The following is an 18,563-nucleotide window of genomic DNA, read 5'->3' on the forward strand; positions in this document are numbered from 1 at the left end:
AAGCCCGCAGTTTGATCTCTGAGTGTCAGGTAGGTAGGTGTTGGCTGGCCGTCATCGCAGGCAAGCCAGCTCCCACAATTGGATAGCAGTGTGTCAGGTAGGTCAGCGTCGGTTGGCATTCCGTCACGGGAGCAAGCTCCCTCGCCACAGGTTCAGCGTCACTCCAAAGTTATGAAGATACCTATGCCTATCTCTGTCAAACCACGCATTTGAGAGCCACGGCCTTCAAAAAATGATTATCAGGCCCGGCCAATCGGTGCAAATTTGGCCTGGGTGTGTTCCGCTAACACCGCCGCCGGCAATTCAACTTCCAAGCCCCTTCTGCCCGCACTGACAAAAATCGTTGCAAAGGGTTGCGCCGTTTCATCGATAAACGTGCGCAGCCGCTTCTTCTGCCCCAACGGGCTGATGCCGCCCAACAGATAACCCGTGGAGCGCTGCGCCGCTGCCGGGTCAGCCATTTCGACTTTCTTCACACCCGCAGCGTGAGCCAGAGCTTTCAAGTCCAGACTTCCGACGACCGGCACCACCGCCACCAACAACTCACCCTTCTCACTGCTCGCCAGCAGCGTCTTGAACACCTGGGCCGGGTCCAGGCTCAATTTTTCCGCGGCCTCCAGCCCATAGGATGCTGCCTTGGGATCATGTTCATAACTGTGGATGCGATGTTCGGCGCGAACTTTTTTCAACAGGTCCAATGCGGGGGTCATAGCGGCTCCAGGCGGGCAAACTGATGGCCAATTCTAGGCCAAGACCGCCTGAAACGCTCTAGCACAGCCCTATTACCGCTAAAGCGACGCGCCCTGCCGATGATCATTCACCACACCAATAGTTCGGAAATGACCAATGGTTCACTTTCGACCTTTGACAGCGGTCATTCTTGTCTATATTTTTTCGTTTCCGAATACCGTAGGAATAATCCTCTGGTACTCCGCAGTAAGCCGCGATCCAGGATGGGGATCCTTCTCGCGGTGAATATCGCGCAATTGCCCGTTGAGGCGGTGCGCAAGACAAGAACAACAATTGAGGTTTTCCATGACAACTGCTCTTCAACAGCCTTCACTTTCGAGCCAATGCATGGCCGAATTCCTGGGCACCGCGCTGCTGATCTTCTTCGGTACAGGATGCGTCGCCGCGCTCAAGGTCGCGGGTGCGAGCTTTGGCTTGTGGGAAATCAGTATCATCTGGGGGGTCGGCGTGAGCATGGCGATCTACCTGAGTGCCGGTATTTCCGGGGCTCACCTCAACCCGGCGGTCAGTATCGCCCTGTGCATCTTTGCCGATTTTGAAAAGCGCAAACTGCCCTTCTATATTCTTGCCCAGGTCGCCGGCGCCTTCTGCTCCGCCGCCTTGGTGTACACGCTCTACAGCAACCTGTTTTTCGATTACGAACAAACCCACCACATGATCCGCGGCTCTCAAGCCAGCCTGGAATTGGCCTCGGTGTTCTCAACCTACCCCCATGCACTGCTGAGCACGGCCCAGGCATTTCTGGTGGAGATGGTCATCACCGCCATCCTGATGGGCGTGATCATGGCCCTTACCGATGACAACAACGGCCTGCCACGCGGCCCGCTGGCGCCCCTGCTGATCGGCTTGCTGATCGCGGTGATTGGTAGCGCCATGGGCCCGCTGACCGGCTTTGCGATGAACCCGGCTCGGGATTTCGGTCCCAAGCTGATGACCTTTTTCGCCGGTTGGGGTGAAATGGCCTTTACTGGCGGTCGCGATATTCCTTATTTCCTGGTGCCGATTTTCGCCCCGATTGTCGGTGCATGCCTCGGTGCTGCGGCCTACCGCGGGCTGATTGCTCGCCACCTGCCAAGCGCCGCACCGGCTATCGCTGAAGAAACACCTGACACGGCTGTCAACGGCAAGACCCGTATTTCCTGAAAGCGCCAGCCTGGTCCCCTGCCCTTCGCGGCCCAGGCTGATTTCTGACTTCCTTATTTCGTCCAAGGCAATTGACATGACCGACCTTCAGAATAAGAACTACATCATTGCCCTTGATCAGGGCACTACCAGTTCCCGGGCGATCATCTTCGATCGTGACGCCAACGTGGTGTGTACCGCCCAGCGCGAATTCGTCCAGCATTACCCGCAGGCTGGCTGGGTCGAACATGACCCGATGGAAATCTTCGCCACCCAGAGCGCGGTGATGGTCGAAGCGCTGGCCCAGGCCGGCCTGCACCACGACCAAGTGGCCGCCATCGGTATCACCAACCAGCGTGAAACCACCGTGGTCTGGGACAAGATCACCGGCCGCCCGATCTACAATGCCATTGTCTGGCAGTGCCGCCGCAGCACCGAGATCTGCCAGCAACTCAAGCGCGATGGCCACGAGCAATACATCAGCGACACCACGGGTCTTGTGACCGACCCGTACTTTTCCGGCACCAAACTCAAGTGGATCCTCGACAACGTCGAAGGCAGCCGCGAACGTGCGCGCAATGGCGAACTGCTGTTCGGCACCGTCGACAGCTGGCTGATCTGGAAATTTACCGGCGGCAAGACCCACGTCACCGACTACACCAACGCCTCGCGCACCATGCTCTTCAACATCCACACCCTGGAGTGGGATGCGAAGATGCTGGAGATTCTCGACATTCCGCGGGAAATGCTGCCGCAAGTGAAGTCGTCATCGGAAATCTACGGCCGTACCAAGAGCGGTATTGCCATCGGCGGCATTGCCGGTGACCAGCAAGCCGCCCTGTTCGGCCAGATGTGCGTGGAAGCGGGCCAGGCCAAGAACACCTACGGTACCGGCTGCTTCCTGCTGATGAACACCGGCGACAAGGCGGTCAAATCCAAGCACGGCATGCTCACCACCATCGCCTGCGGCCCACGCGGCGAGGTGGCCTACGCATTGGAAGGCGCAGTCTTCAACGGCGGCTCCACCGTGCAATGGCTGCGTGACGAGCTGAAGATCATCAACGATGCCCACGACACCGAATACTTTGCCGGCAAGGTCAAGGACAGCAACGGCGTGTACCTGGTACCCGCCTTCACCGGCCTCGGCGCGCCCTACTGGGACCCGTATGCCCGTGGCGCGCTGTTCGGCCTGACCCGTGGCGTACGCGTGGACCACATTATTCGTGCAGCCCTGGAGTCGATTGCCTACCAGACCCGCGACGTCCTCGACGCCATGCAACAGGACTCGGGCGAACGCCTCAAGGCCCTGCGCGTGGACGGCGGTGCGGTTGCCAACAACTTCCTGATGCAGTTCCAGGCCGACATCCTCGGCACCCAGGTAGAACGCCCGCAAATGCGTGAAACCACTGCCCTCGGCGCGGCCTACCTGGCTGGCCTGGCGTGTGGTTTCTGGGGCAGCCTGGACGAGCTGCGCGGCAAAGCGGTAATCGAGCGCGAGTTCGAGCCACAGCTGGATGAAGCGGCCAAAGAGAAACTCTACGCCGGTTGGCAAAAAGCTGTGAGCCGCACCCGTGACTGGGAGCCGCACGAAGGCGCCGAATAAGCCAAGCGCTGGCTTGCGGTAGGTTGTAACTGGCAGGGAGCGGATTCCTGCGTCATCATGGGCCACTTTTGTATGGCAGCCCAAAGGACGCCCCATGAATCTGCCTCCCCGCCAACAACAAATCCTCGAACTGGTCCGCGAACGCGGCTACGTCAGTATCGAGGAAATGGCGCAGCTATTCGTTGTCACCCCGCAAACCATCCGCCGCGATATCAACCAGTTGGCGGACGCCAACCTGTTGCGCCGCTACCACGGCGGCGCAGCCTATGACTCCAGTGTCGAGAACACCGCGTACGCCATGCGTGCCGACCAGATGCGCGACGAGAAGCAACGCATCGGCGAAGCCATTGCCGCACAGATTCCCGATCACGCCTCGCTGTTCATCAACATCGGCACCACCACCGAATCCATCGCCCGTGCGCTGCTCAATCACAACCACCTGAAAATCATCACCAACAACCTCAACGTCGCCACCATGCTCAGTGCCAAGGACGACTTCGATGTGTTGCTCACCGGCGGCAATGTGCGCCGTGACGGTGGTGTGGTCGGCCAGGCCAGTGTCGACTTCATCAACCAGTTCAAGGTCGACTTTGCCCTGGTGGGCATCAGCGGTATCGACGAGGACGGCAGCCTGCTGGACTTCGATTACCAGGAAGTACGGGTTTCCCAGGCAATCATCGCCAATGCGCGACAAGTGATTCTGGCGGCAGACTCCAGCAAATTCGGGCGCAATGCCATGATTCGCCTGGGGCCGATCAGCCTGGTGGACTGCCTGGTGACTGACCAACAGCCGGTGCCGGCGTTGGTGCAGGTGTTGAATGAGCATAAGGTGCGGCTGGAGGTCGTGTAGCGCCTGTACCGCCGCCTTCGCGAGCAAGCCCGCTCCCACATTTGATCGAGTTCCAACATGGGAATGCGGTCAAATGTGGGAGCGGGCTTGCTCGCGAAAGCGATCTATCCAATAGCCCATACCTCAAGCCTGTCACAGGCTCATGTTCACAAATTTTCCTTTCCCCACCCTTCGATGAGTTTTTTCAATCGAAGTCGGGTGGCTGTGCCCGCAATTATCAGCTACCATTTTCGCAAATGAACATTAATGTTCGAATTCCAAGACGAAAAGATCGCGAGGCCAGCCGATGAACCCTTCCACCTTGCCTGCTCCACCGCTTGCCGAAGTCTATGACGTTGCCGTAATTGGTGGCGGGATCAATGGCGTCGGGATTGCAGCAGACGCAGCCGGTCGCGGTTTGTCGGTATTCCTTTGCGAAAAGGATGACTTGGCCAGCCACACCTCATCGGCCAGCAGCAAGCTGATCCACGGTGGCCTGCGTTACCTGGAACACTACGAATTCCGCCTGGTGCGTGAAGCCCTGGCAGAACGTGAAGTGCTGCTGGGCAAAGCGCCGCACATCGTCAAGCAAATGCGCTTCGTACTGCCGCACCGCCCGCACCTGCGCCCAGCGTGGATGATTCGCGCCGGCCTGTTCCTGTATGACCACTTGGGCAAGCGCGAGAAACTGGCAGGGTCCAAAAGCCTCAAGTTTGGCGCCGACAGCCCGCTGAAAAGTGAAATCACCCGAGGCTTCGAATACTCCGACTGCTGGGTCGATGACGCCCGCCTGGTCGTGCTCAATGCCATGGCAGCCCGCGAGAAAGGCGCGCACATCCACACGCAGACCCGTTGCGTCAGCGCCCATCGCAGCAACGGCCTGTGGGAAATGAACATGGAGCGTGCCGACGGCAGCCTGTTCTCGATCCGCGCCCGCGCGCTGGTGAATGCTGCCGGCCCTTGGGTGGCCAAATTCATCAAGGACGACCTGAAGCTGGATTCGCCCTACGGCATCCGCCTGATTCAAGGCAGCCACCTGATCGTGCCGCGCCTGTACGAAGGCGCCCATGCGCACATCCTGCAGAACGAAGACCAGCGCATCGTCTTCACCATTCCGTACCTGAACCACTTGACCATCATCGGCACCACCGACCGCGAATACACCGGCGACCCGGCTGCAGTGGCGATCACCGAAGGTGAAACCGACTACATGCTCAAGGTGGTCAACGCGCACTTCAAGAAACAACTGAGCCGTGACGATATTGTCCACACCTACTCCGGCGTGCGCCCGCTGTGCAACGACGAGTCGGATAACCCATCGGCCATCACGCGTGATTACACCCTGGCCTTGTCCGGCGGCACCGGCGAAGCGCCGATCCTGTCGGTATTCGGCGGCAAGCTGACCACCTATCGCAAACTGGCTGAGTCGGCCATGGCCCAACTGGCGCCGTACTTCACCCAGATGCGCCCAAGTTGGACTGCCACGGCGAGCCTGCCCGGCGGCGAAAATATGAGCACCCCTGAAGCCCTGGCCGACGCCATCCGCGCCAAGTTCGACTGGGTACCGAGCGAGATCGCCCGCCGCTGGTCCACCACTTACGGCAGCCGCACCTGGCGCTTGCTGGAAGGTGTGCAATCGCTCGCCGACCTGGGTGACCACCTGGGTGGCGGCCTCTATACCCGCGAAGTCGACTACCTGTGCGCCGAAGAGTGGGTGACACAACCGCAGGACGTGCTGTGGCGCCGCACCAAGCTTGGCCTGTTCACCACCGAGCAGGAACAGGAAAACCTGCAACGCTACCTGTCCAAGGTCGAGCAGAGCCGCGGCAAGATCGAAGCCGCCTGACCGCCCTACCGTGTAGGAGCGAGCTTGCTCGCGAAAAACCTGAGAGCGCCGCGTTTATTCAGCATAAACGCGGCGCTTTTGCGTTTTTCGCGCGCAAGCTCGCCCCTACGGACTATTCGGTTTTCCGAACGCGCCCCTCTGCCCTATTCGGTTTGCCGGACTATCGACCGAAAATATCACCGAAACAAAAAGTTAATTTCCATATAAATCATGAAGTTATCCTTTTGTTTTCGGTATGGCACGACTCATGCTCTACACTCTTCAACGATTGCCTGAGGCGCCTTAGGAGCCGTCACGGGCAGTCGCTATACAAGAGAGCCGTTCAGCTGGCTTCATAAAAAAAACAAATGTCGAGGAAGTATTGATGCGCATCGTTCCCCATATCCTGGGCGCAGCTATCGCTGCTGCTCTGATCAGCACTCCAGTTTTTGCCGCCGAACTCACCGGCACACTGAAGAAAATCAACGACTCCGGCACCATCACTCTCGCTCACCGCGACAGCTCCATTCCGTTTTCCTACATCGCGGATGGTTCGGGCAAACCCGTGGGCTACTCCCACGACATCCAGTTGGCCGTCGTCGAGCAGCTGAAAAAAGACCTGAACAAACCCGACCTCAAAGCCAAGTACAACCTGGTGACCTCGCAAACCCGTATCCCGCTGATCCAGAACGGCACCGCGGATCTGGAGTGCGGCTCCACCACCAACAACACAGAACGCGCCCAGCAAGTTGATTTCACCGTCAACATCTTCGAAATCGGCACCCGTTTGCTCGTCAAGAAAGACAAGGAAGGCAAGCCGTCCTACGCTGACTTTGCCGACCTGAAAGGCAAAAACGTGGTGACCACCGCCGGCACCACGTCCGAGCGCATCATCAAAGCGATGAACGCCGACAAGCAGATGGGCATGAACGTCATCTCCGCCAAAGACCACGGCGAATCCTTCCAGATGCTCGAAAGCGGCCGTGCCGTTGCGTTCATGATGGACGACGCCCTGCTGGCCGGTGAAGAAGCCAAGGCCAAGAAGCCTGATGACTGGGTCATTACCGGTACTCCACAGTCCTTCGAGGCCTACGCTTGCATGGTTCGCAAAGGCGATCCGGACTTCAAGAAAGCCGTGGATGACGCCATTGTCGCCCTGTACAAGTCCGGCGAGATCAACAAGATCTACGCCAAATGGTTCGAAAGCCCGATCCCACCGAAAGGCCTGAACCTTAACTTCCCGATGAGCGACAAGGTCAAGGAGCTGATCGCTAACCCTAGCGACAAACCAGCGCCAGAAGTAAAAATCTGATACCTGACTAAGCTTATGTCCTGAGGGAGCCAACCCTCCCTCAGGCGTCTGTAATTACCTGCTGGTTTTAACTTGGAACACTCGACCTGGCGGTTTTCGAGCCGATCGTGTGTGCCTGGCGTTCAACGTCAGGCGGGAACGGATCTTCCCCAAGCGGGTGCTTGTACATCGATCGATCTCGAGGGGAGACCCTAATGAATTACAACTGGGACTGGGGCGTGTTCTTCAAGTCCACCGGCGTGGGCAGCGAGACTTATCTCGACTGGTACCTCTCCGGGCTGGGCTGGACCATCGCCATCGCTATCGTGGCATGGATTATCGCCTTGCTGCTGGGCTCCATTCTGGGGGTCATGCGCACTGTGCCAAACCGCCTCGTATCGGGCATCGCGACCTGCTACGTGGAACTGTTTCGTAACGTGCCGCTGCTGGTTCAGCTGTTCATCTGGTACTTTCTGGTACCGGACATGCTGCCGCAGAACCTGCAGGACTGGTACAAACAAGACCTGAACCCGACTACCTCGGCCTACCTGAGCGTCGTGGTGTGCCTGGGCCTGTTCACCGCCGCCCGTGTGTGTGAGCAAGTGCGTACCGGTATCCAGGCGCTGCCACGCGGCCAGGAATCCGCGGCACGCGCCATGGGCTTCAAGCTGCCGCAGATCTATTGGAACGTGCTGCTGCCCCAGGCTTACCGCATCATCATTCCGCCGCTTACCTCCGAATTTCTCAACGTGTTCAAGAACTCCTCCGTGGCGTCCTTGATCGGCTTGATGGAACTGCTGGCGCAAACCAAACAGACCGCCGAGTTCTCGGCCAACCTGTTTGAAGCCTTCACCCTGGCCACGCTGATCTACTTCACCCTGAACATGAGCCTGATGCTGCTGATGCGCGTGGTCGAGAAGAAAGTCGCAGTGCCCGGCCTGATCTCCGTGGGGGGCAAATAATGGACTTCGATTTCAGCGGCATCATCCCCGCCATTCCAGGCCTGTGGAACGGCATGGTCATGACCTTGAAGCTGATGGTCATGGGCGTGGTCGGCGGCATCATCATCGGGACCATCCTGGCCCTGATGCGCTTGTCGTCCAACAAACTGCTGTCCCGCGTGGCCGGCGCCTACGTGAACTACTTCCGCTCGATCCCGTTGCTGCTGGTGATCACCTGGTTCTACCTGGCGGTGCCGTTCGTGTTGCGCTGGATCACCGGTGAAGACACCCCGATCGGCGCGTTCACCTCCTGCGTCGTGGCGTTCATGATGTTCGAGGCCGCGTACTTCTGCGAAATCGTCCGAGCCGGTGTGCAGTCGATTCCCAAGGGCCAGATGGCGGCGGCACAAGCCATGGGCATGACCTACGGCCAGACCATGCGCCTGATCATCCTGCCCCAGGCGTTTCGCAAGATGACGCCGTTGCTGCTGCAACAGTCGATCATCCTGTTCCAGGACACCTCCCTGGTCTACACCGTGGGCCTGGTGGACTTCCTCAACTCCGCCCGCTCCAACGGCGACATCATCGGCCGCTCCAATGAGTTCCTGATCTTTGCCGGTGTCGTCTACTTCATCATCAGCTTTTCCGCCTCGCTGCTGGTCAAGCGTCTGCAAAAAAGGTTTGCCGTATGATCTCTATCAAGAACATCAACAAGTGGTATGGCGACTTCCAGGTGCTGACCGATTGCAGCACCGAGGTTAAAAAAGGCGAAGTGATCGTGGTGTGCGGGCCATCCGGCTCGGGCAAATCCACCCTGATCAAGTGCGTCAACGCACTGGAACCGTTCCAGAAGGGCGACATCGTGGTCGACGGCACCTCCATCGCCGACCCGAAGACCAACCTGCCAAAACTGCGCTCGCGCGTGGGCATGGTGTTCCAGCACTTCGAGCTGTTCCCGCACCTGACCATCACCGAAAACCTGACCATCGCGCAGATCAAGGTGCTGGGCCGCAGCAAGGAAGAAGCCACCAAGAAGGGCCTTCAACTGCTCGACCGCGTGGGCTTGTCGGCGCACGCCCACAAGCACCCTGGCCAGCTCTCCGGCGGCCAGCAACAACGTGTGGCGATTGCCCGCGCCCTAGCCATGGACCCGATCGTCATGCTGTTCGACGAACCGACCTCGGCGCTGGACCCGGAAATGGTCAACGAAGTGCTCGACGTGATGGTGCAACTGGCCCACGAAGGCATGACCATGATGTGCGTGACCCACGAAATGGGCTTTGCGCGCAAAGTGGCCGACCGTGTGATCTTCATGGACGCCGGCAAGATCATCGAAGACTGCCCCAAAGAAGAGTTCTTCGGCGACATCAGCGCCCGCTCCGAGCGTGCGCAGCACTTCCTTGAGAAAATCCTGCAGCACTAAAAGCAACACATAGCTTGCCCTGTAAAAACTGGACCAATGTGGGAGCGGGCTTGCTCGCGAATGCGGCATGTCAGTCACTGATGCATCAACTGGCAGACTGCATTCGCGAGCAAGCCCGCTCCCACACTGAACCGCGCAGGTTGCACGCTCTGGTTGACCCAAGGCATCTGTGATGAAATGCGACCCCAATCAATATCGCGCCGCGCCGCCATCACTTGCCGTGAAGCCTCGTCTGATACGCCAACTGTTCCTGCCGCCGTTGATCATCGCCCTGATGGTCGGCCTGGGTTATATCGGCTTCTGGGTCAGTGACTACTACGGCATCCGCACCCTCAGCGACAATGGCGAACGCCAGTTGGAGTTGCACGCCCGTACCGTCGAAAGCGAACTGAGCAAGTACACCTACCTGCCCAGCCTGCTGGAACTGGAGTCCAGTGTTTCCCAACTGCTCGCCGACCCGAACCAGGAAACCCGCAAGACGGTCAACGACTACCTCGAAGGCCTGAACCGCCGCAGTCGCAGCCGCGCCATCTATGTGATGGACACCACCGGCCGCGTGCTGGCCACCAGTAACTGGCGCGATGCCGACAGTTACCAAGGTGAAGACCTGTCCTTTCGCGCCTATTTCCAGAATGCCGTACGCGGCCAGCCTGGCCGTTTCTACGGCATCGGCAGCACCAACGGCGAACCCGGCTATTACCTGGCCCATGGCCTGGAAGAGCACGGCAAGATCATCGGCGTCGCCGTGGTCAAGGTGCGCCTCGAAGCCCTTGAAGAGCGCTGGCAACGTGCGCGCCTTGAAGCTTTCGTGAGCGATGAGAACGGCATCATTATTCTTTCCAGCGACCCGGCGCGTCGCCTCAAGGCCGTACGCCCGCTGAGCGATGACACCAAGGACCGCCTGGCCCACAGCCTGCAATATTACTGGGCGACGCTCAATGAACTGCAACCCCTGGCCCGTGAGCGCCTGAACGAAGGCACCGAGAAACTGACCTTCCCGGCCAACACCGAAGTGGTCAACGACCAGCACGCCGTCAGCTACCTGGCGCAGACCCGCCCGCTCAACGACACGCCGTGGAACTTTACCCTGCTCACCCCGCTCAACGACCTGCGCCGCGCCGCGATCAACCAAGGCATCCTGGTGGCCGTCGCCTTTGGCCTGGTCGCCTTCCTGCTGATCGCCTGGAACGAACGGCGCAAGGTCATCGCCACCCGCCTCGCCGCACGGGAAGCCTTGCAGGAAGCCAACCGCCTGCTTGAGCGTCGGATTGCCGAACGCACCGCCGACCTGCGCGCCAGCAACGAACGGCTCAAGGGCCAGATTCGCGAACGACGCCAGGCCGAAGAAACCCTGCCCCCCGCCCAGGACGAACTGGTGCAGGCTGGCAAGCTCGCGGCCAGTGGCCAGATGTCCACCAGCATCGCCCACGAACTGAACCAGCCGCTGGCAGCGTTGCGCACGCTGTCGGGCAACACCGTCCGCTTCCTTGAGCGCGGCGCCCTGGACACCGCCAGCACCAACCTCAAGACCATCAACGAACTGATCGACCGCATGGGCCGCATTACCGCCAGCCTGCGCTCCTTTGCCCGGCGCGGTGACGACCAGGGCGAAGCCAGCCTCGGCAAGGCCGTGGACGCCGCGTTCCAGGTGCTCGGCGCGCGCCTGGACAGCCTGCCGTTGACCGTGCACCGTGACTTTGCCAATGCCCAACTGCAGATCGACCAGACCCGCCTGGAGCAGATCCTGGTCAACCTGATCGGCAACGCCCTCGATGCGATGCAGGACCAAGCGGCGCCGCAGCTGTGGCTGGAAGGCCAGAGCGGCGACGGCAAATACCGCCTGTTGGTGCGTGATAATGGCCACGGTATCGACCCCGAGGCGCGCAAGCATTTGTTCGAACCCTTTTTTACCACCAAGCCCGGCGAACAAGGCCTGGGCCTGGGCCTGACCCTTTCCGCAAGCCTCGCTGCCGCCACCGGCGGCAGCCTGGCCGTGGAACATCCGGCCAATGGTGGTACCGCCTTTGTCCTGAACCTGCCATTGGTGGGCGCTCAACGAGCTGAGTCGACATGAATACACAAGCCCAAGACCTCACCGTCCTGATCGTCGAAGACGACCCCCATGTACTGCTCGGTTGCCAGCAAGCACTGGCGCTCGAAGACATTACCAGCGTCGGCGTGGGCAGCGCCGAAGAAGCGCTCAAGCGCATCGGCGAAAACTTCGCCGGCATCGTCATCAGCGACATTCGCTTGCCGGGCATCGATGGCCTGGAACTGCTGACCCGCCTCAAGGCCTTGGATAAAAGCCTGCCGGTGGTGCTGATCACAGGCCACGGCGATATCTCCATGGCGGTGGGCGCCATGCGTAACGGCGCCTACGACTTCATGGAAAAACCCTTCTCGCCCGAACGCCTGGTTGACGTCGCACGCCGCGCCCTGGAACAACGCGGGCTGGCGCGGGAAGTCTGGTCGCTACGCCGGCAACTGGCCGAGCGCGACTCGCTGGAAGGCCGCATCATCGGCCGCTCGCCAGCGATGCAAAACCTGCGCGAACTGATTGCCAATGTCGCCGACACCTCGGCCAACGTGCTGATCGAAGGCGAGACCGGCACCGGCAAGGAACTGGTCGCGCGCTGCCTGCATGATTTCAGCCGGCGCCATACCCACCAGTTCGTTGCCCTCAACTGCGGTGGCCTGCCGGAAAACCTGTTTGAAAGCGAGATTTTTGGCCACGAGGCCAACGCCTTCACCGGCGCCGGCAAACGTCGCATCGGCAAGATCGAGCATGCCCATCAAGGCACGCTGTTCCTCGATGAAGTAGAGAGCATGCCGATCAACCTGCAGATCAAATTGCTGCGAGTGCTACAAGAACGCACGTTGGAACGCTTGGGTTCGAACCAGAGCGTGGCGGTGGATTGCCGAGTAATCGCTGCCACCAAGTCCGACCTCGACGAATTGAGCCGCGCCAGCCAGTTCCGCAGCGACCTGTACTACCGCCTCAACGTGGTCACCCTGGAACTGCCGCCCCTGCGCGAGCGGCGTGAAGACATCCTGCAACTGTTCGAACATTTCCTGCAGCAATCTTCGCTACGCTTCGACCGCGCCGTGCCGGAGCTGGACAACCAGACCCTGTCCAACCTGATGAGCCACGACTGGCCAGGCAACGTGCGTGAGCTGCGCAACGTCGCCGAACGCTTCGCCCTCGGCCTGCCCGCCTTCAAGAAAAGCGGCGCCGGCAGTGGCAGCCAAGGGGTTGCCTTTACCGAGGCGGTGGAAGCCTTTGAGCGCAACCTGCTCAACGATGCCCTGCAACGCAGCGGCGGCAACCTGACCCAGGCCAGCCAGGAACTGGGGATGGCCAAGACCACCCTGTTCGACAAGGTCAAGAAATACGGGTTGAGTCACTGATGGATCTGTTCTTGAAGGCCGCGCTTGGCGCCGCAGTGGTGCTGATTCTGGCGGCGCTGGCCAAGACCAAAAACTATTACATCGCAGGCTTGGTGCCGCTGTTCCCCACTTTTGCGCTGATCGCCCATTACATCGTCGGCAAAGGCCGAACGGTTGCGGACTTGAAGACCACGATCCTGTTCGGGATGTGGTCGATCATTCCGTATTTTGTGTATTTGGCGACGTTGTATGTGATGGTGGATCGGCTGCGGTTGGAGGCATCGCTGGCAGTCGCCGCCGTGGCCTGGTTGATGGCCGCGACGGTGTTGGTCAGCGTGTGGGTACGCCTGCACACCTGACACAACGCGGTTAAACAGGTGGGAGCTGGCTTGCCTGCGAAAGCGGTGGTTCAGTTAAAGATTCAGTGACTGACACGCCGCCTTCGCGAGCAAGCCCACTCCCACAGGGGATCTGTGCCAGGCGCAGATTTTGTGGGTAGTACATGACCAATGTGGGAACTGGCTTGCCTGCGATAGCCGTAGGTATCTACACAACTTTTGGGCTGTAGCAGCAGACGGTAACCACGATGCGAAGCGAGCCGCTCTTGATCTTGATCTGCTTTTGATCTCAGGCGCCCCGTTAAACCACGCTGGCCGGAATCCGACAGGGATTTGGGGGGTAAACCGGCAGGGATGCCGGTTTAGCCGGCCCCGCGCCATGGATGGCGCGTGGCGGCGGCCCCCCAAATCACTGGCGGATTACGGGCACACCGAGCCTAAGCGAGGTGCCGAGTGGTGGGGCAAGAGCGTTTTGCTTACTTTTGCGCTTTTCAAAAGTGAGCCGCTGTCAGAGCGGAACCCTAGGTGGCCGTTACCTAAATAACGGATATGTACCCTGTCCAACTGTGTTGACTGGCAGGCCGTCTTCGCAGGCAAGCCAGCTCCCACATTTGGATGGTGGTGTGTCAGGTAGATCAGTGTCGGCTGTCAGGCCGCAATCGCAGGCAAGCCAGCTCCCACACTCAGATCAGCGCACGATCTTGTCTACCTGAATCCCCAGCTTCTTCAGGCGATACCAAAAGCTGCGCTCGGAAATCCCGATCCGCTGCGCCGCCGCGGCCTGCACCCCATTGCTCTCCTGCAGCGCCGCCAGAATGTAGGCTTTCTCCACCTCAGCCAGCGCCGCATCCAGATCCCGCGGCACGCCCGGCCCGTCGCTGAGGATCGCGGTCACATCGCCCTCGCTCGGTTTGGAAGCAAACAGATACCCCGGCAAATCAATATCCTCGATCACCGATGAAGCCGCCACGATGGTTGCGCGCTCCACGCAGTTTTGCAGCTCGCGGATGTTGCCCGGCCAGTGATACGCCGCCATGGCCTGCAACGCCTCGGGGCTGAAACCGGTGATGCGTTTGCCGGTGGTCGCGCTCAGGGTATGGGCGAAGTGGCGTGCCAGGGGCGCGATGTCTTCCACGCGTTCGCGCAAGGACGGCAACGGAATCGGGAAAACATTGAGGCGGTAATACAGGTCTTCGCGAAATTCCTTGGCCGCCACCGCATCCAGCAAGTTCTTGTTGGTGGCGGCAATTACCCGTACATCCACCTTGCGCTCGCGGGGGTCGCCTACCGGCTCGATAACCCGTTCCTGCAAGGCGCGCAGAATCTTGGCCTGCAACGCCAAGGGCATATCACCCACCTCATCCAGAAACAGCGTGCCCTTGTCGGCCTGCATGAAGCGCCCTACCCGGTCAGCCACGGCGCCGGTGAACGCGCCTTTGCGATGGCCGAACATTTCGCTTTCCAGCAAGCCTTCAGGGATGGCCGCGCAATTGACCGCCACGAAGGGTTGGTCGGCACGGCTGCCATGCTGGTGGATGGCGCGGGCGACCATCTCCTTGCCAGTGCCGCTTTCGCCGGTCAGCAGGATGGTGGCGTTGCTGTCGCGTACTGAGTCCACCTCCTGGAGCACCTGGCGAAACGCCGGGCTGTCGCCCACCAGGCTGTCGAACTGTGCATGTTCGTCCAGCTCGGCGCGCATGCGCGCGTTGTCGCGCATGATGTCGCGAAATTGCAGGGCCTTGGCCACGGTAATGTCCAGCTCGTCGATATCGAACGGCTTGGCAATGTAGTCATAGGCACCGTTACGCATCGACTGCACGGCATTTTTTACCGTGCTGTAGGCCGTCATCACGATCACCGGCAAGGTCGGATAACGCACCTTGATCTCGGCCAGCAACGCCGGCCCGTCCATGCCCGGCATGCGCCAGTCGCTGATGACCAGGTCGATGTCCTCCTCCCCCAGCACCTTGAGCGCGTGCAGGCCATTGCCCGCGCTGAACACCTGGATGCCGTTCTGGCTCAAGGCCTGGGTCAGCAGATCACAGAGCTTGGGCTCGTCGTCGACCACCAATACGTTATGCGTCATGCCCGTCCTCATCTTCACCGTCGTCTTCACCGTCAGCCGGAATGTACAGGCTGAAGGTCGCGCCGGCATCTTTCTCGCTGGCGCATTCGATGCTGCCGTCGTGACTTTCCATGATCGAATAGACTTTGGCCAGGCCCAGGCCCGTGCCCGAGGCCTTGGTGGTGACGAATGGCGTGAAGATACGCTCCACCATGTCCGCCGGGATGCCCTCGCCGGTATCGGCGATGCTGATCACGGTGTTGTCGCCCACGCTGCGAATGCCCAGGGTCAGGCGCCCGCCGTCGGGCATCGCGTCGATGGCGTTGAGAATCAGGTTGAGACACGCCTGCTTGAGCTGCTTGGCATCGGCGTAGATCGTCGCGCCAGGCGCCTGGTCGTCAATCTGCGCGTCAATGCGATGGCTACTCAGCTCCGGGCCGCAGAAACCGAGGATTTCTTCCACCAGGGCGCGTGCCGGTTGCTGCACGCGTATCGGCGGGTTGGGCTTGGCGAAATCGAGGAACTCAGTAATCAGCTCGTTGATGCGGCTGACCTCGCTGATGACATATTCCAGATGGCGCTTGTCGGTTTCCGCCAGGTCAGCGCGCCGATGCAACAGTTGGGTGGCGGTCTTGATGATGCCCAGCGGGTTGCGAATTTCGTGGGCCAGGCCCATGGCGACTTCCCCCAGGGCGTGCAAGCGGTCACGCCGACGCAGTTGGGCTTCCAGGTGATGCAACTCGCCCAGGCGTTCGGTCATGTGGTTGAAGGTGCTGCTCAATTGCGCCAGTTCGTCACCGCCACTGACCACTACGCGGTGCGCGTAACTGCCCGAGATCACCGCATCCACGCCCTGGGACAAATCGCGCAGGGGCTTGGTCAGACGCCGCGACACCAACAACCCGGCCGCCAGTGACAGCGCCGAGCTGACCAGGAAGATCAGCACGAACAGGTTGCTCTGGTTCACCAGCCCCACCAGGCTGGTATGGCGTAGCAGGCCGCTGAAGATCACGCCTTGCAACTCGCCGGCGTCATTGAAGATCGGCCAATACAAACCGCTGTACTGGTTAGTGAACTGCTCGCTGGGCTGCTTGGTGCTGCGCAGGTAGGCCTCGACATTCTTGGGAATGCGCGAGGGGTGATTGGCGAAGCGCTGGGTGGAAAATATCTCGGAGAAACCGGCAGGGTTGGCCAGGTACAAACGCAGGTCGAGGGAATGCACATCGGCCACGCTGGTGAGGAAACTGCTGTCCAGGTAAGTGGCGACCAGCAACAGGTAATCCACGCCGTCACGGCTGGTTTCGAAGGTGGACACCACCAGGCCCGTGCTCACGCCGGCGACTTGCACGGTCTGCAGCACCGCATTGCTGGTGAGGTTGATCTGCCTGACGATGTCATCGGCGGCCGTGCTGAACATCACTTTACGGTCGCTGGTGCGAATCAGCGCCACCACGTCGATATCGGTGGCATCGGCAATGTCGGCGGTGAGCCGGTCATGCTTCTCGGCATTTTTGGACGACGGCGGGCTGGTGTAGCGCAGGAACAGCTTGGCCATGCGCGCGTTGTCGTGAAGGATGTCGCCGATTTCGTCCTTGACGATCTTGGTCGACTCTTGCAGCCAGATCCGCACGTTGCTGTCGAAAATCTGCGACAGCGTGGTGGCGGCCAGTTCAGCCGCGATCATGGTGGGAATCACGCTGACCAGCCAGAACGCCAGCACCAGCTTGCGCTGGACGCTCCAACGCGAAATGGCAAAGGGGCGGGCTTTCTGGCGGGTCTTGGTAATCATCAGGTTTCGCTTATCGCAGCAGCCATGGCAGGGTCGGAACGATCCGGTCGAATAAACAGTTTTACAAGCTTGAGCAGGCCGTTGACCAGCCGGTTGCGGTGGCGGAAGAACAGGCTGTTGCCCTCGAACTCGCACCCCAGGCGCAGTTTACTGGCATACCCGGCCTGGCCGCACTCGTACAGCGCAATACGGTGTTCAATACAGTAGTCGACATTGGTCAGCCAACTGCGGAAGTACAGGTTGTATTCACGGCTGAACTCAAGGTCATGGCCAAAGAACTTGTCCACCAGCCGATGCTTGTCCAGCAGGATAAGGTTGAACGCCACCAGGCGCTCGTCCACCCAGTACAGAACACAGACCGCCCGCTCGTGCAGGTGTTCGAGCACGCCCGTGAAGTAACCGGCGGGCAGGCGCTCGAACTGCAAGTCTGCGCGCGCAAGCGTGGCTTCATACAGGCGCATGACCTCGGGCAGCACGTCGTCGATATTACGCCGCCACTCGACCCGCGGGCCCGGTGCGCGCAGTTTGCGACGCAGGTCCTTGCGCGTGGATTTGCCCAGCGAGCCGAGGTAGGCATCCACCGAGCCATAAGGCAGCGGCAACACCCCCGTGGGCAAGCTGGGCATGCTTTGAAAACCGGCGGCAAGGCAGCTCTGGGCCCAATGCGGGTCGTTGGTGGGCGCATCCTTGACCGCCAGCAAGCCGATACCGAGCGCATCGGCATCGCTGCGCGCAGCCGCCAGTAACTGCTGCAACAGCAACGCGCGCCGGGATTCGGGCACATGGCTGGCGACCCCAGCATCACAGCGTTCAGCCACCGGCGAACCGATGGCGTACAACGCCAATTGCAGAGCCCCCGGCCACAGCCGCTCCAGGCGCTCGGTCAAGCGCTTGCCAGCCCCCGACACGGTGGTGTCGAGGCGATAATGGGTGATGAACGCGGCCGCCACGGCCACCAGCGTTTGGTCCTCAAAGACCGCCAGGTAACGCCACTGAAAGTCATCGATCGCGGCGTTTTCCACGGCCAGGTAATAGTCCCAATCCTCAAGGGCACCGGGAAAACAATCGTTCCAGGCATCGCGCTGGATAGCCCGGATGGTCGGGTAGGCTTGGGTGGTTATCACAGATTGCCCTTATTTCTATGGCGAACGCCGATCCAATGTGGGAGCTGGCTTGCCTGCGATGCAGGCGCCTCGGTGC

At 60.3% G+C, this 18,563-nt stretch carries 15 protein-coding genes; 11 read left to right on the forward strand and 4 right to left on the reverse strand.

Annotated elements, in window-relative coordinates:
- Window positions 1-239 precede the first annotated feature (239 nt).
- On the reverse strand, window positions 240-710 hold the full coding sequence (gene ybaK, locus MF6394_RS11785; protein ID WP_032893325.1) for a Cys-tRNA(Pro) deacylase: 471 nt from the start codon (window positions 708-710) through the stop codon (window positions 240-242).
- A gap of 325 nt (window positions 711-1,035) precedes the next feature.
- Between ybaK and MF6394_RS11790 the strand changes: the two genes are divergently transcribed.
- From MF6394_RS11790 to MF6394_RS11840, 11 genes are all read left to right on the forward strand, one after another.
- The gene (locus tag MF6394_RS11790; RefSeq protein ID WP_078466723.1) at window positions 1,036-1,893 is read left to right on the forward strand and encodes an MIP/aquaporin family protein; all 858 of its coding nucleotides are present in this window, start codon (window positions 1,036-1,038) and stop codon (window positions 1,891-1,893) included.
- A gap of 76 nt (window positions 1,894-1,969) precedes the next feature.
- Window positions 1,970-3,475, forward strand: a complete 1,506-nt coding sequence (gene glpK, locus MF6394_RS11795; RefSeq protein WP_044270497.1) for a glycerol kinase GlpK — start codon at window positions 1,970-1,972, stop codon at window positions 3,473-3,475.
- Between the two features lie 94 nt (window positions 3,476-3,569).
- Window positions 3,570-4,325 (forward strand): DeoR/GlpR family transcriptional regulator, encoded by a 756-nt coding sequence (locus tag MF6394_RS11800; RefSeq protein ID WP_014717134.1) that lies wholly within the window; start codon window positions 3,570-3,572, stop codon window positions 4,323-4,325.
- Window positions 4,326-4,611: 286 nt separating this feature from the next.
- A complete protein-coding gene (gene glpD / locus MF6394_RS11805; protein WP_044270500.1) occupies window positions 4,612-6,150 on the forward strand; it encodes a glycerol-3-phosphate dehydrogenase in 1,539 nt (512 codons plus the stop codon).
- A gap of 364 nt (window positions 6,151-6,514) precedes the next feature.
- Window positions 6,515-7,441, forward strand: coding sequence for a glutamate/aspartate ABC transporter substrate-binding protein (locus MF6394_RS11810; protein ID WP_003188957.1), 927 nt, complete (start codon window positions 6,515-6,517; stop codon window positions 7,439-7,441).
- A gap of 194 nt (window positions 7,442-7,635) precedes the next feature.
- The gene (locus MF6394_RS11815) at window positions 7,636-8,382 is read left to right on the forward strand and encodes an amino acid ABC transporter permease (protein ID WP_003188956.1); all 747 of its coding nucleotides are present in this window, start codon (window positions 7,636-7,638) and stop codon (window positions 8,380-8,382) included.
- A complete protein-coding gene (locus MF6394_RS11820) occupies window positions 8,382-9,053 on the forward strand; it encodes an amino acid ABC transporter permease (protein ID WP_003188954.1) in 672 nt (223 codons plus the stop codon). The genes MF6394_RS11815 and MF6394_RS11820 overlap by 1 nt, the downstream gene beginning before the upstream one ends.
- Window positions 9,050-9,784 carry an amino acid ABC transporter ATP-binding protein gene (locus tag MF6394_RS11825; protein WP_003188952.1) on the forward strand — a complete coding sequence of 245 codons (735 nt, stop codon included), beginning with the start codon at window positions 9,050-9,052 and terminating at the stop codon, window positions 9,782-9,784. Before MF6394_RS11820 ends, MF6394_RS11825 begins: the two co-directional genes overlap by 4 nt.
- A gap of 172 nt (window positions 9,785-9,956) precedes the next feature.
- Complete coding sequence (locus tag MF6394_RS11830; RefSeq protein ID WP_078466724.1) at window positions 9,957-11,858, forward strand: sensor histidine kinase; 1,902 nt, start codon at window positions 9,957-9,959, stop codon at window positions 11,856-11,858.
- Window positions 11,855-13,192, forward strand: a complete 1,338-nt coding sequence (locus tag MF6394_RS11835; protein WP_044270507.1) for a sigma-54-dependent transcriptional regulator — start codon at window positions 11,855-11,857, stop codon at window positions 13,190-13,192. Before MF6394_RS11830 ends, MF6394_RS11835 begins: the two co-directional genes overlap by 4 nt.
- On the forward strand, window positions 13,192-13,530 hold the full coding sequence (locus tag MF6394_RS11840) for a GlpM family protein (protein WP_032893333.1): 339 nt from the start codon (window positions 13,192-13,194) through the stop codon (window positions 13,528-13,530). Before MF6394_RS11835 ends, MF6394_RS11840 begins: the two co-directional genes overlap by 1 nt.
- 667 nt (window positions 13,531-14,197) lie before the next feature.
- On the opposite strand, the gene MF6394_RS11845 is transcribed toward MF6394_RS11840, so the two are convergent.
- The 3 genes from MF6394_RS11845 to MF6394_RS11855 are packed head-to-tail and all read right to left on the reverse strand — an operon-like array spanning window position 14,198 to window position 18,487.
- Entirely contained in the window at window positions 14,198-15,595 is a 1,398-nt protein-coding gene (locus MF6394_RS11845) for a sigma-54-dependent transcriptional regulator (RefSeq protein WP_078466725.1), read from the reverse strand.
- Entirely contained in the window at window positions 15,585-17,363 is a 1,779-nt protein-coding gene (locus tag MF6394_RS11850) for a sensor histidine kinase (RefSeq protein WP_032893334.1), read from the reverse strand. The genes MF6394_RS11845 and MF6394_RS11850 overlap by 11 nt, the downstream gene beginning before the upstream one ends.
- The gene (locus MF6394_RS11855) at window positions 17,363-18,487 is read right to left on the reverse strand and encodes a GNAT family N-acetyltransferase (protein ID WP_078466726.1); all 1,125 of its coding nucleotides are present in this window, start codon (window positions 18,485-18,487) and stop codon (window positions 17,363-17,365) included. The genes MF6394_RS11850 and MF6394_RS11855 overlap by 1 nt, the downstream gene beginning before the upstream one ends.
- Window positions 18,488-18,563 lie beyond the last annotated feature (76 nt).

The sequence above is a fragment of the Pseudomonas sp. MF6394 genome, assembly GCF_002018845.1.
Classification (GTDB): Bacteria; Pseudomonadota; Gammaproteobacteria; order Pseudomonadales; family Pseudomonadaceae; genus Aquipseudomonas; species Aquipseudomonas lactis.

Coding starts and splice junctions, on each gene's coding strand:
- MF6394_RS11835 (WP_044270507.1), top strand. CDS start 11,855: ATGAATACACAAGCCCAAGACCTCACCGTCCTGATCGTCGAAGACGAC.
- MF6394_RS11850 (WP_032893334.1), bottom strand. CDS start 17,363: ATGATTACCAAGACCCGCCAGAAAGCCCGCCCCTTTGCCATTTCGCGT.
- MF6394_RS11790 (WP_078466723.1), top strand. CDS start 1,036: ATGACAACTGCTCTTCAACAGCCTTCACTTTCGAGCCAATGCATGGCC.
- MF6394_RS11840 (WP_032893333.1), top strand. CDS start 13,192: ATGGATCTGTTCTTGAAGGCCGCGCTTGGCGCCGCAGTGGTGCTGATT.
- glpD (WP_044270500.1), top strand. CDS start 4,612: ATGAACCCTTCCACCTTGCCTGCTCCACCGCTTGCCGAAGTCTATGAC.
- glpK (WP_044270497.1), top strand. CDS start 1,970: ATGACCGACCTTCAGAATAAGAACTACATCATTGCCCTTGATCAGGGC.
- MF6394_RS11815 (WP_003188956.1), top strand. CDS start 7,636: ATGAATTACAACTGGGACTGGGGCGTGTTCTTCAAGTCCACCGGCGTG.
- MF6394_RS11825 (WP_003188952.1), top strand. CDS start 9,050: ATGATCTCTATCAAGAACATCAACAAGTGGTATGGCGACTTCCAGGTG.
- MF6394_RS11845 (WP_078466725.1), bottom strand. CDS start 15,595: ATGACGCATAACGTATTGGTGGTCGACGACGAGCCCAAGCTCTGTGAT.
- ybaK (WP_032893325.1), bottom strand. CDS start 710: ATGACCCCCGCATTGGACCTGTTGAAAAAAGTTCGCGCCGAACATCGC.
- MF6394_RS11820 (WP_003188954.1), top strand. CDS start 8,382: ATGGACTTCGATTTCAGCGGCATCATCCCCGCCATTCCAGGCCTGTGG.
- MF6394_RS11810 (WP_003188957.1), top strand. CDS start 6,515: ATGCGCATCGTTCCCCATATCCTGGGCGCAGCTATCGCTGCTGCTCTG.
- MF6394_RS11800 (WP_014717134.1), top strand. CDS start 3,570: ATGAATCTGCCTCCCCGCCAACAACAAATCCTCGAACTGGTCCGCGAA.
- MF6394_RS11830 (WP_078466724.1), top strand. CDS start 9,957: ATGAAATGCGACCCCAATCAATATCGCGCCGCGCCGCCATCACTTGCC.